At 42.9% G+C, this 15,768-nt stretch carries 11 protein-coding genes; 7 read left to right on the forward strand and 4 right to left on the reverse strand.

Annotated features, from left to right (window positions below; genetic code table 11):
* Window position 1 precedes the first annotated feature (1 nt).
* Entirely contained in the window at window positions 2-1,171 is a 1,170-nt protein-coding gene (locus MHH82_RS34030; RefSeq protein ID WP_041850459.1) for a CDP-glycerol glycerophosphotransferase family protein, read from the forward strand.
* 18 nt (window positions 1,172-1,189) lie between these two features.
* Window positions 1,190-3,049 carry a CDP-glycerol glycerophosphotransferase family protein gene (locus tag MHH82_RS34035; protein ID WP_015384814.1) on the forward strand — a complete coding sequence of 620 codons (1,860 nt, stop codon included), beginning with the start codon at window positions 1,190-1,192 and terminating at the stop codon, window positions 3,047-3,049.
* Window positions 3,050-3,087: 38 nt separating this feature from the next.
* Here MHH82_RS34035 and lytD read toward each other — a convergent pair whose 3' ends face one another.
* Together lytD and manA are read right to left on the reverse strand one after the other, a co-directional pair.
* Window positions 3,088-5,730 carry a beta-N-acetylglucosaminidase LytD gene (gene lytD / locus MHH82_RS34040; RefSeq protein ID WP_041850457.1) on the reverse strand — a complete coding sequence of 881 codons (2,643 nt, stop codon included), beginning with the start codon at window positions 5,728-5,730 and terminating at the stop codon, window positions 3,088-3,090.
* Between the two features lie 129 nt (window positions 5,731-5,859).
* Entirely contained in the window at window positions 5,860-6,810 is a 951-nt protein-coding gene (manA, locus tag MHH82_RS34045; RefSeq protein ID WP_041850456.1) for a mannose-6-phosphate isomerase, class I, read from the reverse strand.
* Between the two features lie 265 nt (window positions 6,811-7,075).
* Between manA and gerBA the strand changes: the two genes are divergently transcribed.
* Genes gerBA through gerBC form a run of 3 tightly spaced genes read left to right on the forward strand, consistent with a single transcriptional unit; the run spans window position 7,076 to window position 10,760 of the window.
* Entirely contained in the window at window positions 7,076-8,527 is a 1,452-nt protein-coding gene (gene gerBA / locus MHH82_RS34050; RefSeq protein ID WP_038829878.1) for a spore germination protein GerBA, read from the forward strand.
* 5 nt (window positions 8,528-8,532) lie between these two features.
* The gene (gene gerBB, locus MHH82_RS34055; RefSeq protein WP_072175936.1) at window positions 8,533-9,639 is read left to right on the forward strand and encodes a spore germination protein GerBB; all 1,107 of its coding nucleotides are present in this window, start codon (window positions 8,533-8,535) and stop codon (window positions 9,637-9,639) included.
* Complete coding sequence (gene gerBC, locus MHH82_RS34060) at window positions 9,636-10,760, forward strand: spore germination protein GerBC (RefSeq protein WP_041850454.1); 1,125 nt, start codon at window positions 9,636-9,638, stop codon at window positions 10,758-10,760. Before gerBB ends, gerBC begins: the two co-directional genes overlap by 4 nt.
* A 36-nt stretch (window positions 10,761-10,796) precedes the next feature.
* Here the strand turns inward: gerBC and MHH82_RS34065 are convergent, their stop codons facing one another.
* Window positions 10,797-12,170 (reverse strand): sugar porter family MFS transporter, encoded by a 1,374-nt coding sequence (locus tag MHH82_RS34065; protein WP_340797435.1) that lies wholly within the window; start codon window positions 12,168-12,170, stop codon window positions 10,797-10,799.
* Window positions 12,171-12,502: 332 nt separating this feature from the next.
* Between MHH82_RS34065 and tagT the strand changes: the two genes are divergently transcribed.
* Window positions 12,503-13,471, forward strand: coding sequence for a polyisoprenyl-teichoic acid--peptidoglycan teichoic acid transferase TagT (gene tagT / locus MHH82_RS34070; RefSeq protein WP_015714819.1), 969 nt, complete (start codon window positions 12,503-12,505; stop codon window positions 13,469-13,471).
* A gap of 155 nt (window positions 13,472-13,626) precedes the next feature.
* Entirely contained in the window at window positions 13,627-14,487 is an 861-nt protein-coding gene (gene ywtE, locus MHH82_RS34075) for a 5-amino-6-(5-phospho-D-ribitylamino)uracil phosphatase YwtE (protein ID WP_003227900.1), read from the forward strand.
* Between the two features lie 33 nt (window positions 14,488-14,520).
* Here the strand turns inward: ywtE and pgdS are convergent, their stop codons facing one another.
* On the reverse strand, window positions 14,521-15,762 hold the full coding sequence (pgdS, locus tag MHH82_RS34080; RefSeq protein ID WP_003242751.1) for a gamma-DL-glutamyl hydrolase: 1,242 nt from the start codon (window positions 15,760-15,762) through the stop codon (window positions 14,521-14,523).
* Window positions 15,763-15,768: the final 6 nt, after the last annotated feature.

Here is a 15,768-nt window from a genome sequence, read left to right on the forward strand (position 1 = left end):
AGTGAAAACATTCCTTACGCAAATTGTAAAAGGAGTATTCGGCACTGCTTATAAACTATTGAGCGCTTTATTACCAGTACAGCACAACAAAATTGTCATAGCTTCCTATCGTGAGGATCATTTAAGTGATAATTTTAAAGGTGTCTATGAAAAGCTGAAGCAAGATCCAACTCTTCGCATCACCCTGCTGTTCCGCAAGATGGATAAGGGGCTGATCGGACGAGCTGCATATTTGCTTCATCTTTTCAGCTCGTTATATCACCTTGCAACATGCCGCGTGCTTTTGTTGGATGATTATTATTTTCCTTTGTATGTTGTGCCAAAACGAAAGGAAACTGTTGCCATCCAGCTTTGGCATGCTTGCGGCGCGTTTAAAAAATTTGGCTACAGCATTGTGAACAAGCCGTTCGGCCCTTCTTCTGATTATTTGAAGATTGTTCCCGTGCATTCAAACTATGATTATGCCATTGTCAGTGCACCCGCTGCCGTTCCGCATTTCGCCGAAGCCTTTCAAATGGAGCAAAAGCAGATTTTGCCGCTCGGCATTCCAAGAACGGATTATTTTTATCATAAGGAACATATTCGCACTGTACTGGATGAGTTTCATCGGGTTTATCCTGAACTGAAGCATAAAAAAAAGCTTTTGTATGCTCCTACTTTTCGAGGCAGCGGACATCATCAAGAGGGTGACGCTATACCGCTTGATCTGCTACAATTAAAATCGGCGCTAAACCATAAAGATTATGTCGTGATCCTCCATCTTCATCCGTATATGCGCAAACATGCGCACACGGAAGAGGATGATTTTGTGCTGGATTTAACTGATTCGTACTCTTTGTACGATTTGATGGCAATCTCTGATGGGCTGATAACCGATTATTCTTCAGTTATTTTCGAGTACAGCCTGCTGAAACGTCCGATGTATTTTTACTGCCCGGATTTAGAAGACTACTTGGAAGAACGTGATTTCTACTACCCGTTTGAATCGTTTGTACCCGGGCCGATTTCGAAAGACGTTCCATCGCTTGTACACGATATCGAGAGTGATCACGAGGCTGATACGAAACGTATTGAAGATTTTTCACAGGCATTTATCACCCATCAGGACGGCAAATCTTCAGAGCGGGTAGCCGATTTTATTTCATCATTTTTAACATCTGGTGCCGATTAGGAGAAAGTGAGGTACAAAGTGAAGCTGGCAAGAAAGATTAAGAACAGACTTTTCAGATCAAAAAAGAAAACGCAAAAAGAAAATGCAGCTGTCATTGTCCATCCAGCTGATAACAGGGTTTTTTCTCTATTTGATAAAACGAAGCGAATTGAAGAAAACCAGCAAGTCCCTGTCAGAAAGATTTCTGAGTTTTCTTGGAATGGGTCAATTCTAAAAATTGCGGGTTATATGTATATCAAGGGCCTGCCGCTTCAAAAAGAGGATCAGGTTCGAAAACGTTTATTATTGGTGAACAACGGTGTTTTATTTACAGCTGTTTCACTGCGGGATGTTCCGGTAGATAAGCTGTCAATTGATACTTCAAATGTGCCTGGAGCCTATAAGTGGGCAGGATTTTCACAGCAGATTAACTTTTCTAAGCTGATGAATGACAAACCTCTTCCGCAAGGCGAGTATAAGCTGTTTCTCGAGATTGAAGCTGTAGATGACCAAAATGTAAAACATCAGGAAGTGCATACAGTCGGAAATGTAAGTAATTTCCTTTCTAATGATGTGTATGCCACAAAAATGGAATTTCATTCTGCTAAAAAGCTGATGAAGTTCAATTTAATCGTTAATTATGATGAGGGCGAAAAGACGATTAATTTGTCTTGCAACAAACTGCAGGAAATTGATCCGAGCCTTTTGGAGCTGGATACTGGAAAAGAGGCAAACCGCTTTTTGCGCAAGCTGAATACAAGCTTATTCCATTTTGCTTATGATGTATTCCGCCTGCTTCCAATTAAGTCTAATAAAATTGTCTTTGCTTCTGACAGCCGGCTTGATATGACAGGAAACTTCGAATTTGTTTATGAAGAGCTGCTGAAACGTGAAGAAAATTTTGATTTCAAATTTTTCTTAAAGAGCAGCATTCGAGATAGAAAAAGCCTGTCTGAACTGATGTCGATGGCTTATCATTTTGCGACAAGCAAAATCATTTTTATAGATGATTTTTATCCGATTATTTATCCGTTAAAAATCCGTAAAAATGCGGACCTTGTCCAGCTGTGGCATGCTGTCGGCGCCTTTAAGACATTCGGCTACAGCCGAATCGGTCTGCCAGGAGGACCGTCACCGCATTCGAAAAACCATAGAAACTACACGAAGGTTATTGTCAGCTCTGAAAATATACGGAAGCACTACGCAGAGGGCTTTGGGGTAGATATTGAGAACGTCATTGCTACGGGCGTACCGCGAACAGACTTTTTCTTTGATGAAGCGAAGAAGGCATTTGTAAAAGAACGCCTTTACACGGAATATCCGTTTCTAAAGGACAAAAAGGTCATTCTTTTTGCTCCAACCTTCCGCGGAAACGGTCAGCAATCAGCTCATTATCCTTTTGAAGTGCTTGATTTTGACCGTCTGTATCGAGAGTTAAAGGATGAATATATCTTCTTATTCAAAATTCATCCATTCGTACGAAACGATGCCAATATACCTTATCAGTACAGCGATTTCTTTTATGATTTCTCTTCGTTCAGGGAAATTAACGAGCTATTGCTCGTAACAGATATTCTGATAACGGATTACTCTTCTGTTTGCTTTGAGTATGCTTTATTAAATAAACCAATGATCTTCTTCAGCTATGATGTAGATGATTATATTCGCAAACGTGATTTCTATTACGATTACTTTGACTTTATTCCTGGCCCTCTTGCGAAAACGTCTGAGCAAATGATTTCGATCATTAAAGAAGAGAAGTATAACTTTGAGCAAATTGATTCATTTGTTCATTATTTCTTCGATGATCTTGATGGAAAAGCAAGTGAGCGAGTCGTCGATCAAATTGTTTTCCCTCAGGAAGAAGAGCCATCAGAGGATAAGGTTCTTAAAAGATAAATCAAAAACACCTTTTGCAGCCGCAAAAGGTGTTTTTTTTATCGATATTCCGGAACATCAAAGTAAAGTGTATAGCCGTCCAGCAATGAATACAGGCTGTACATGCGGTTTACTTGTTTGTACGCCCAGCCGATGTCTGTTGCGTATTGATGTGTCGCTGTAGCTGACCATCTCATTTTGTACAGTGTGTCCTGATTGTAAGCTGTGTTGTGGATATACGATGAGCCTATGAATTTAGCTCCGCCGATAATGGCCGCTTCTGGTGTGAACCAGCCCTGTTCGTACGCATATTTGGCTCCGTAGTAATTCGGATTGCTGTCGTATGCTCCAATTCCATACATGTTGTATACGGTCTTTCCGTTATAGGTTAATCCATTGGCTAAAGCGGATGTCCCGTTTCCTGTTTCCAGAAGAGCGTGTGAGATTAAATACAGTTCGTTGATGCTATATTGATTGGCGGCATCGATAAATGCCTTTGCTCTCCCTGTCAGGATGCCTTTACCCGCAAGCACTTTCTGATTGACCTCAGTAACGCTGAGGCCCGCTGTCTGTGACAGCTTGAGAAATTGGAAGTAGTATTTGCTGTCTCTGGAAAAGTTATTCGGATCCACGTATTGAACTACTTCATCACTGCTTGCGTTTCGCCAGCCCAAATTGATCTTAGCCCAGCCGTTTATCTGTCCGATGATTTTCACTTTATCGCCTTTTTTAAATTGGCCGATCACGTTTGTCGGGCTGACTTCCGGCGTTGACCGGATATTTAGTACATCAGCCGTAACGGTTGATGTTGCTGTATTAATGTACGTGAGCGATACGTAAGCCGCTCCGTCTGTTTGCGGACTTACTGTCATTTGTTTTTGGACCATATCACGAAGCGAGAGATTGTAATTTGTTTTCATGATTTGCGGGCCGTTTTTGATCTTCACGATAGATGATGTCCATCCGTATAATTGTTTTAGCTTCGTTGATGCCGCAGCAGCTGTATTATTGCCTGTGAACTGCTCATTTACGCTGATTTTATAAAGCGTATTGCTTTTCGTTGTATAGCTCGGGGTTACACTTTTCGATTTAAGATAGGTTAACCCATTGTTCAATGCTGTTTTGCTGCTGAGCTGTGTTGTCACGATTTTGTATTGTGTATATGCAGTCTGGCCTGTTTTTGATGTTGTGACTGCGATTTTATTTTGCTTGAAAAATGTTAAAACGCGGTCAATCTCTTCTTGGCTGATGATAGCTTCAGTTGTGATTTGGTAGCTGCTCGCAGCTGTCTGACCGGTTTTCTGGCTTGCTGCTGATATATGATTTGATTTGAAAAACGTGAGTGCCTGATTGACTTTCGTTTGATCAAACAGAGATTCGGTTGTGATTTTAAACGTGTCAGCTATTTGTTTTTTGACGGATTTCGCAGAAGCACTCAGCTGATTTTGCTTTAATATGTTCAAGCCCTTTGTGACTTTTGCTTGATCTGATGTTTCTTCTGAGATGAGCTGATATTGATTTTCTGCTGTTGATCCAGCTGCTGTTTTTGCAGCTTTTACTTTTTTCTGAGCAAAGAAGGCTGCTGCTTTGTTTGCTTGCTGCTCGCCTAAAATCTTTGCCGTCGTGATTTGATAAGCTGCAGACGTTGTCGTTTTTTTGACGCTGGATGACGTGTAATGCCATTTTTTCTTTTTAAAGAAAGTGTCTATTTTTTGGAGCTGCTGTTTTGTTATACCCTTCATATTCACGGTATATGATGTGCTTTTTCCAACCTGTTGATAACTGCCGGATACGCCGGTGTTTTTCTTGATTTGGCTGATGGCATCCTTTACTGTATTCAGCCCTTTGAAATAAGCTGATTGGACATTGTATGACTCAACGGTTGTTTTTTGATTGATGGACTTGTAGCTGCCTGTGATGCCAGTGCTCTGTTTCAGCTGCTGCAATAGAATCTTGGCATTCGCTTCACCTGAAATGGCAGCAGTTGTGAACGTATAATAGGCTTGCCCTTTCACTGTTTCCTTTAATGATGCCTGCAGCCCAGATTCCTTTTGGAAGGCGTTTTTGATCTGCGCTGCTCTGCTGTCTCCCACGATTGTGCCAGACTGAATGGTTGTGACAGACACCGTGTGTGTGATGGGCTGATACGAGCTTTTAATCCCCGTTTGCTTGGCCAGGCTCTGGATAAGCGCCTTGACTTTTGTCTCATCAGCAATGTCTGATGTCATGACGTTCATATAGGGCTGAGCTGCTCCGTAAGCTTTTACAGCGCCAGCCACTCCCGTCTCCTGTTTCAGCTTTGCTAGGATAGTGTTGGCCTGTTTTTCTCCGGAGATGGCACCTGAAGAGATGGTGACATATGGCTGTTTGCTTCCAACAGGACTTGACGTTCCTGTAATCGATGTCTGTTTGGCGAGTCCGCTCAGTATTGCTTTCGCTTCTGATTCGCTATGAATGCCTGAGGCGGAAATTTGGTAGGTCGTTGTTGTGCCTGAAGCCTGATAGGATGCATCCCAGCCAGTATCTTTTTCCAGTTTGGCGACAGCTTGTGAGGCTTGGCTTTCTGTACTGAACGTATTCGACGGCTCTACTTTATATAGTGAGTAGTCGGTATACGCGGCTGCCTGGGCAGAACCAGATATGGCAAAAAAGGCAAGGGACGCGGCGGATAGAAGCATAGGTGCGATTAGTCTCTTTTTCATTCCTTCTCCTCTTTCTTATTCTATGAGTATATAAAACTAGTTTATTTATCGGCACGCGCATGCTTCATTTATAGGTGAATCACTTCCATTTTCTAATAAAAAAAACTTAATCTCGAAGTGAGATTAAGTTTAAATATGAGACACGATAAGGGTACAAGTTCCTTTTATCGTAAAATCGGGCATTTGAGCCGGCAAAATAAAGTGATCGCCTTTTTTGAGCGGACATGTTTTGTCCTCATCCATGAGCAAACCGCTTCCTTCTATCACGCTGCAAATCAGAAAGGATTCATCCTGAGCCATTTCAGCTTCGCCATTGATGTCCCATTTATACACCGAAAAATATTCCCCTTGGACAAATGTTTTAATGGTTATTCCTTTTCTTGATTCTGTCGATTCATCTATATACCCGTCCACATGGGGAACCGTGGCGGCATTGACCGCTTTGGCAAAATGAAGCTCTCTCGGACTTCCGTTGCTATCAACCCGGTCATAATCGTACACCCGGTATGTGGCATCTGAATTTTGCTGAGTCTCTAAAACAAGGGCCCCCTTGCACAATGCATGCAGCGTTCCGCTCGGCACATAATAAAAATCACCCGGTTTAATTTTGATTCTTCGCAGCAGGCCCTCCCAGTCACCGCTGTTGATCATTGTGACAAGTTCGGTTTTTGAGCGGGCCGTATGCCCGTAAATGATTTCTGCGTTTTCCTTACAGTCGATAATGTACCAGCATTCCGTCTTGCCGAGTTCTCCCTCTTCGTTTTCTCCGGCATAGTAATCATCAGGGTGAACTTTAATTGACGTATCTTCCCGCACATCCAGCAGCTTTGTCAGAAGCGGAAACCGATCCCCTTCTACGCCGCCGAATACTTCACGGTGCTCTTCCCAAAGCTCGATTAATGTCTTTCCTTTATACGGGCCATTTGCAACAGTGCTCGGTCCTTTTGGATGAGCGGAAATGGCCCAGCATTCCCCCGTTGATTCTGAAGGAATACTGTATCCAAATCTATCTCGTAAAGCGGTTCCGCCCCAGATTTTTTCTTTAAACACAGGCGTTAGAAAAATCGGTGATTGCGTCATGATCCGTACCCCTCCCCTGTAAATAACTGATCATCATTTTCCCGGTGCGCCCCTCTTACAAACGCCCGTATAAGCTGTCTTTTTTCCGATGACAACATATGTACAAAGCATCATCTTTTCACTACCCCTTCAAAGAAAACGCTTCCTATCTATTATATCACGTCGAAAAGAAGCTTTGTTTCAGCCTTTTCCTCGATAAGAATAATTCTCCTTTTTTGATACAAATTAATAAAAACCGTCAATCTGTTTACGAAGGAGAGAAACTATGCAAATCGACTCTGATCTCCAGAACAATTTAAACACACTGAAAAAAACATTGGGACAAAACGACGATATGATGTTTTATACATTTGCTTTCGGAGATAGCAGACAAAAGGCGTGTTTACTGTATATTGACGGTCTGACAGAGAATAAAATGCTGGCGCAATACGTCATTTCTCCTTTACAAAAAGAGGCGTTAGCCCATAAGGAAAGCTCGATTGAAGACTTATCCGCCTTTTTTTTCGGCTTTCACCACAGCGTTGTTTCTACAATGAAAGAAATAGAGCAACTCGTTTTTTCAGGTCAAGCCATTTTGCTCGCTGATGGCTATCGCGGAGGATTAGCTTTCGACACAAAGTCAGTCGCAACACGCAGTCTTGATGAACCCTCCTCCGAAGTCGTGGAACGCGGCCCTAAAATAGGATTTATTGAAAAGCTGCGGACAAACACGGCGCTTATACGTGAACGGACGAGTGACCCTAATCTTGTCATCAAAGAAATGACACTCGGAAAAAGGACGAAAAAGAAAATCGCTGTCGCTTATATTCAGGATATCGCCCCCGATTATGTCGTCAAAGAAGTGTTTAAAAGGCTGAAATCAGTCAATATAGATAATTTGCCGGAATCGGGGACGCTTGAACAGCTGATTGAAGACGAACCATTTTCAATTTTCCCCACGATTTTAAGTACAGAACGGCCAGATCGTGTAGAGGCTGCTCTATTAGAAGGACGAGTATCCATATTAGTGGATGGTACGCCGTTTGCTTTGATTGTACCGGCTACGGTTGACGAATTTATTCATTCGCCCGATGATTACAGCCAGCGCTGGATCCCAATGTCACTTGTACGCCTTCTTCGTTATTCCAGCATCCTGATCACCATTTATTTGCCCGGTCTGTATATTTCTCTCGTTTCTTTTCACACCGGGCTGTTGCCGACTAGAATGGCCATTTCCATTGCAGGCAGCAGGCTTAACGTACCGTTCCCGCCTTTTATAGAGGCCTTTATCATGATCTTTACGATCGAATTGATTCGAGAAGCCGGATTAAGGCTGCCTAAGCCGATTGGACAGACAATTGGCCTTATCGGCGGGGTCGTCATCGGACAGGCAGCTGTTCAGGCACAAATTGTCAGTGCGCTTATGGTCATTGTCGTTTCTGTCACAGCACTGGCATCCTTTACCGTTCCTTCATACGCCTATAACTTTCCGCTGCGGATCATTCGGATCGGGGTTATGATAAGTGCAACAGCGCTTGGCATGTATGGCGTTATAATGGTTTATCTGTTTGTGATCGGCCATCTCATGCGCCTGAAAAGCTTTGGACAGGATTACATTATCCCGATCATGGCGCAGCCTGGACAGGATTTGAAAGACACAGTCATCCGTATTCCCACGATGTTTTTAAAAAGAAGACCGACACGAAACGATCCCGAAGATAACATCAGACAAAGGTGATGGCTATGAGGAAATCAGAGCATAAACTGACATTTATGCAGACGCTCATTATGATCAGCAGCACACTGATCGGTGCCGGGGTTCTAACCCTTCCCCGCTCAGCTGCCGAAACCGGCAGTCCGAGCGGATGGCTTATGATACTGCTGCAGGGCGTTATTTTTATTATCATTGTTCTGCTTTTTTTGCCTTTCCTTCAAAAAAACAGCGAAAAAACTCTTTTTAAGCTCAACAGCATTGTAGCTGGAAAATTCATCGGCTTTCTATTGAATTTATATATCTGTCTATATTTCATTGGGATTGTTTGCTTTCAAGCTCGGATTTTGGGAGAGGTTGTCGGATTCTTTTTGTTGAAAAACACGCCAATGGCAGTTGTTGTGTTTATATTTCTTGCAGTTGCCATCTATCATGTGGGCGGAGGCGTTTATTCAATTGCAAAAGTATACGCTTATATTTTTCCTATAACCCTTATTATTTTTATGATGCTTCTGATGTTCAGCTTTCGCTTGTTCCAGTTCGATTTTATCCGGCCTGTTTTTGAAGGAGGCTATCAAAGTTTTTTCTCTTTATTCCCAAAAACACTTTTATATTTCTCAGGATTTGAAATCATCTTTTATCTCGTCCCATTTATGAGAGATCCAAAGCAAGCGAAAAAGGCTGTTGCTTTTGGGATCGGGACTTCTACAGTGTTCTACAGCATTTCTTTGTTCATTGTGATTGGCTGTATGACTGTGGCTGAGGCAAAAACGGTGACATGGCCGACCATTTCCCTCATCCACGCATTAGAGGTTCCGGGTATTTTTATTGAACGATTTGATTTGTTCTTACAGCTGACCTGGACAGCTCAGCAATTTACCTGTATGCTCGGATCCTTCAAAGGCGCCCATATCGGGTTAACGGAAATCTTTCATCTAAAAAATAAAAACAATGCTTGGCTGCTGACTGCAATGCTGGTTGCGACGTTTTTCATAACGATGTATCCCAAGGACTTGAATGACGTGTTTTATTACGGGACGCTTCTTGGATATGCTTTCTTAATTGTGATTGCAATTCCATTCTTCGTCTGGCTTTTAAGCTGGGTACAGAAAAAACTTGGGAGGAGTCAGCTGCAATGAAAACAGCAACAAAACTCGCAGTCATGTTTCTAATGCTGCAGGTTCTCTGCGGGTGCTGGGATGTTAAAAATATTGAGAAACTATCCTTTGCCAGAGGGCTGGCGATTGATGAGACAGATGATCACCAGTACAAACTGACGTATCAAAACCTTCTTCCCCAAAGCGAAGACAGCCAATCATCCGGAAAACCCGAATTTGTTAATGTGACGTCCTACGGGAAAACGATCCTGGAAGCAGTCAGTGACGTATCCATCAAGGACCCTCCTGTTTATAGCGATCATTTAAAAGTGATTCTTTTGGGAGAAAAACTGATGAGGAATCAAAATGTAGACCAAGTCTTCAACCACTTTATCCGGGATGATGAGCTGCGGCGAAGCAGCTATTTGATGGCAGCCCGAGGGAATGCAGCTGATGTTTTCACAAAAGGAAACCCCAATCAGCAGCAGCCGATGCCCTCAGAAAAACTGATTGATTTGACAACTCACAGCGGATATAACGGTAAGATTATGATACCGCTGCGCATCGGCAGAGCATCTATATACTCTCAGAACGGGTACAGTTATCTTATTCAAGCCGTGAAAAACCAAAAGGGAAAAGCCAAGTATGACGGTTCAGGCGTTATCAAAAGAGGCAGCAATAAACTCGTTGGGTTTCTTTCAGCTGATGAAACCCAAACACTGACATGGGTCATGGGGACGATCCAAGGCGGTGTCATGCCAACGACAGATAAAGGACATCCGATTACGTTTGAAATTAAAAAGTCGAAAACGAAAATTAAGCCCGTCATTGAAAACGGAAAGCCTGTCTTTCAGATTTCTGTTAAAACAAAGGGCATCCTGACAGAAGACCAAAACCCGAATGAAAACTCCTTTAGCAAAAGATATTTGCACAGGCTGGAGAACATTTTTGAGAAAAAGCTTGAACGAGACGTAAAGCAGGTAATGGATAAACTGCAGCACGAGTATAAAACCGATCCGGTCTTTTTATCAGACCACATAAGGATTCAACACCCTAACTACTGGAATAAAGTAAAAGGGCATTGGGATGAAATATTTTCTGAGGCTGATTTTAAGTACGATATTTCTTTTAAAATCATTAACTTTGGTACGGTGGGAAAGTAAGCAATCAAAAGGGTGCGCATGATCGCGCACCCTTTTTTATGTTCCGACAGTCTGCTGTTTTCCGGCTGCTCCTCCCTGTCCGTTTTTGTCCCGTAAATCCTGCTCAATTTCTTCAAGGCTTTTTCCCTTTGTCTCTGTCACTTTAAATCGAACAAATAAGAACGCCATGATACCGATCGCGGCATAAATCAGGAATAAATAACTGATTCCGATCGCTTCCATTAATATTGGATAGGTTAGTGAAACAATCAGTGTCCCAACGTGCAACATTAAGGTCGAAACACCGGTCCCGATTCCTCTGACGTGAAGGGGGAACAATTCAGGAAGCATCACCCACACAACCGGTCCCCAGCTGACCGCAAAGACAACGATAAACACGCCTAAACAAATGACGGTCGTCCATGAGGCAGCCGGAGTGTTATCGAAAAAGAGATTTACTAAAGCGAGAACGATCAAGCTGATCACCATTCCCGCATTCCCGAATAGCAATAACGGCTTTCTTCCAATCTTGTCGATGATTTTAATCGCTACTAATGTCATGACAACATTGACTGTGCCGATTCCGACCGTGCCTAAAATCGAAGCGGAGTTTCCAAATCCGACGTTTGTAAAGGTCTTTGGCGCATAGTAGATGATCGTATTCGTTCCGATAAATTGCTGCAAAAAAGCGAGTCCCAAACCTGCAATAAGCGCTGGGCGCACCCATGGATCGAACAGCTCCTTCAGACCGCCTTCATCCTGCTTTTCCGCTTCTTTTATATCATGTATTTCCTGATCAATATCTTTTGTGCCACGCAATTTTTCAAGAATTTTCTTTGCTTTGCTTTCTTCGCCATTCGTGAACAGCCAGCGCGGGCTCTCCGGCATAAACAAAATGCCAATGAGCAAGAGCAATGACGGCACAGCAGCCAATCCAAGCATCCAGCGCCACGCTTCGGCATCGGCAAATATGTAATTGACAATGTAAGAAAGAAGGATGCCGACCGTGATCATCAGCTGATTCAGCGATGACAGCGCCCCGCGTTTATGTTTTGGCGCCAGTTCAGATAAATAAAGGGGCACGATTGTCGTCGATGTTCCGACTGCAAGTCCTAAAATGATGCGAAACAGCACCATGACTCCCCTATTTGGGGCCAGTGCGACACCAAGACCGCCTATACAAAACAGCAGCGCGGCTGCCATAATTGCTTTTTTTCTTCCGAAACGGTCAGTCAGCTTGCCGGCTGCTCCTGAGCCTAATATCGCCCCAACCAGCAAGGAGCTGACAACAAGACCTTCTGTAAACGCGTTTAAGCCTAACTCCTTTTTCATAAATAAAATAGCTCCGGAAATCACTCCGGTATCATAGCCATATAACGCGCCTCCAAGAGCTCCGAAAAAATAAAGCCATATATTTGACTGCTTTTTCATAAAAATGACTCCCTTTCTCCATCAGCTGCAATGACATTGTCTGTGGGATTTTTTTAGAAATCTTTTAGCCTCTTTTTCCGGCTATTAAACCTTTTTATTTTGCTGATCATAGGTTTTCCAATCATTTACTTGTATTTTTTTCAATGTCACTGAAACATTTTACCTGCTGCGGCGTCCAATATAAGGTGATTCAGCACATCATCATTATCAATTTTCAAAAACAAGAACTTATAAATATAGGAATATTTATCGAAAAATGTCTTTCGAGGAGTTGCCCCATGGCAAATAGAATGGTACGCTTCAAATATTAAAGAAACGTGAGGTATTGATATATGGAAGAACGAACACAACGCAGAAAGAAAAAGAGAAAACTGAGAAAATGGGTGAAAGTCGTTGCCGGTTTAATGGCTTTTCTAGTCATTGCGGCAGGCTCTGTCGGCGCCTACGCTTTTGTAAAGCTGAACAATGCTTCTAAGGAAGCTCACGTCAGCCTTGCACGCGGAGAACAATCCGTAAAACGGATCAAAGAATTTGATCCGGGAAAAGATTCATTTTCTGTATTGCTCTTAGGAATTGATGCCAGGGAGAAAAACGGCGAGACCGTCGATCAGGCAAGAAGTGACGCGAATGTGCTGGTTACATTTAATCGGAAAGAAAAAACAGCTAAAATGCTGAGCATTCCGCGTGATGCCTATGTAAATATCCCAGGCCACGGGTATGATAAATTCACACATGCTCACGCCTACGGCGGCGTTGACCTGACTGTGAAAACAGTTGAACAAATGCTGGATATTCCCGTCGATTATGTCGTAGAAAGCAATTTCACGGCTTTTGAAGACGTCGTAAACGAGTTAAATGGCGTCAAAGTAACGGTAAAAAGCGATAAAGTCATTCAGCAAATCAAAAAAGATACAAAAGGTAAAGTCGTTCTTCAAAAAGGAACACATACGCTTGATGGTGAAGAAGCGCTCGCTTACGTAAGAACACGTAAAGCGGACAGTGACCTTTTACGCGGGCAAAGACAAATGGAAGTGCTGAGCGCCATTATAGATAAATCAAAATCATTGAGCTCAATTCCGGCTTATGATGATATTGTGGATACGATGGGGCAAAATTTAAAAATGAACTTATCTCTTAAAGATGCCATCGGCCTGTTCCCGTTCATCACTTCATTGAAATCAGTTGAGTCTATTCAGCTGACGGGTTATGATTATGAACCTGCCGGAGTCTATTATTTCAAATTGAATCAGCAAAAGCTGCAGGAAGTTAAAGAAGAGCTGCAAAACGATTTAGGTGTATAATGAACGGGATGGCGATTACGCCATCCCGTTTTACATATTTCCTTATTGAAAATTATCAAAGTAACGATTAGCCTTAATTTATATGGATTATGTTTCACAGGCAAGCTGAACATACTACACGAAGCAGCTTCATTTTTAAGGAGGTTACCCTACATATGAAATGTATTGCGATTGATCTAGACGGAACATTACTGAATAAAGAAAGCGTCATTTCTGCGGAAAACAGAGAGGCGATCAAGCGGGCCGTTGATGCCGGCATCCTCGTCACCATTTGCACGGGAAGAGCGACATTTGATGTAAAAGCGCTGCTGAATGACTTGGACATCCCTATCATTGCAGCTAATGGCGGCACGATCCATGACACGGGTTACCGTTTGATCAGCCGGACATTAATGGATCAGGAAGCCGGTAAAGCGATTGCTGATTACTTACTTTCAAAAAACATTTATTTTGAGGTATATACAGATGACCATCTGCTTTCTCCTTTTGACGGCGAAGCTAAGCTGCACGCGGAGCTTGACATTCTAAAGAGCGCAAACCCAAACGAGCAGACGGATGAATTGTGGCAAGGAGCCATGACTCAATTCAAACAGTTTGGCATTAAACCAATCCCTCATATCGAATCGGTTTTTGACGGGAGTGAAAACATTTATAAGCTTCTTTGCTTCTCCTTTGATATGGACAAGCTGAAACAAGCGAAGGAAGAACTGAAGCATCATAAAAAACTGGCGCAAACCTCTTCAGGAAAACATATTATCGAAATCCTGCCGGCCTCGTCAGGAAAAGGACGCGCGTTAACAAAGCTCGCTGACCTATACGGAATTGAACCACAGGATATCTATGCGATCGGCGATAGTCCAAACGATTTATCCATGTTTGAAGTCGCCGGACACCGTATCGCCATGGAAAATGCGATTGATGAATTAAAAGAAAAAAGCACCTTTGTCACAAAAAGCAATGACGAAAATGGTGTGGCCTACTTTATAGACCAGCTTCTTTCAGGACAATATGCATAAAGAAAAGACTCCAGAGATTGGAGTCTTTTTCTTTTATTGCACCCGTATACTTCCTGCGTATTTATCCTTCCAATATGTGCTCGTGTTCATATTGGTGATGGTCACGCCGTTTGATAATGTGACATGAACAACTTGTCCGTTTCCGATATAGATGGAGGGATTTAAGCTTGTTGATTGAAAGAACACAATGTCTCCCGGCTTCAGGTCCGCCTTCTCAATCTTAGTTCCGGCATTGTACTGGCTTGTTGCGTATCGAGGCAGGGAAATACCAGCTGCTTTCTGGTATACATATTGGACAAATCCAGCTGTATCAAATCCTGTCTCAGGTGTTACTCCGCCCTGTTTATAAGGTACTTCTCCGACATAAAGCGTCGCTTCGGAAACAATCGGATTTTCTTTCGGGATTGTCAGGTTGTCAAATCGGCGAATACCCGTCATCTTCGATTTCCAGTAATCCTCTGACAAATAGGAAATGGTTACTTTTTCTGACCGGCTTGCCTGAATGAACCTGCCTGCGCCCGCATAAATGCCTGCATGTGAAATTCCCGTTTTATACGTATTACTGAAATAGACGACATCACCAGGCTTTATGTTCTGAGGGGCTACCTTCTCGCCCACTGCCCACTGCTGTTCGGCTGATCGCGGCAGATAAATGCCGAGTGCCTGTTGAAACACATATTGCACAAGCCCCGAGCAATCAAAGCCCTCTGACGGCGTGCTTCCGCCAAACACATATGGGACACCTATATATTTTTCAGCCTCCTGTACGACAGGAACATCAGCCGTTGCCGGATCGGCAGCGATTCTTCTCGCCCCGATATAAGTTCCGCTCCAATAGCTGCTTTTTTTGTAATTGGTGATGATAACCCCTTTTGACTGTGTACTGTGAACCATTTGGCCGTCTCCGATATAAAGGGCGTCATGTGTCGGAACAGTGCCGGTGCTTCCCTCTTTCTTGAAAAACAAAATATCACCCGGCTTCAGGTTTTCCGGCTTTACAGCTGTTCCGATTTTATACTGGTCGTTTACAGATCTCGGCAGATGAATATCAGCCTTACTGAACACATATTGTATCAATCCTGATGGATCGAAACCCTCTTTCGGCGTTTCCCCGCCATATTTATACTGATATCCAAGCAGGTTTTTTGCTTCGCTGACAATCAATTCTGATGATGTATCAGCTTCCGCAATCTCCGCTTTTGTCATAATTGGAACCAAAAAACAAATGATAACCGCCACAAGCAAAAACTTCTTCCAGTTTGCCAGTGTGTTCACTTTTAT

It is taken from the genome of Bacillus sp. FSL K6-6540 (assembly GCF_038007545.1).

What these genes read in the sequence shown, in the direction of transcription:
- manA (WP_041850456.1), bottom strand. Translation starts at nt 6,810, where the DNA reads ATGACGCAATCACCGATTTTTCTAACGCCTGTGTTTAAAGAAAAAATC.
- ywtE (WP_003227900.1), top strand. Translation starts at nt 13,627, where the DNA reads ATGAAATGTATTGCGATTGATCTAGACGGAACATTACTGAATAAAGAA.
- MHH82_RS34065 (WP_340797435.1), bottom strand. Translation starts at nt 12,170, where the DNA reads ATGAAAAAGCAGTCAAATATATGGCTTTATTTTTTCGGAGCTCTTGGA.
- lytD (WP_041850457.1), bottom strand. Translation starts at nt 5,730, where the DNA reads ATGAAAAAGAGACTAATCGCACCTATGCTTCTATCCGCCGCGTCCCTT.
- gerBB (WP_072175936.1), top strand. Translation starts at nt 8,533, where the DNA reads ATGAGGAAATCAGAGCATAAACTGACATTTATGCAGACGCTCATTATG.
- gerBC (WP_041850454.1), top strand. Translation starts at nt 9,636, where the DNA reads ATGAAAACAGCAACAAAACTCGCAGTCATGTTTCTAATGCTGCAGGTT.
- gerBA (WP_038829878.1), top strand. Translation starts at nt 7,076, where the DNA reads ATGCAAATCGACTCTGATCTCCAGAACAATTTAAACACACTGAAAAAA.
- tagT (WP_015714819.1), top strand. Translation starts at nt 12,503, where the DNA reads ATGGAAGAACGAACACAACGCAGAAAGAAAAAGAGAAAACTGAGAAAA.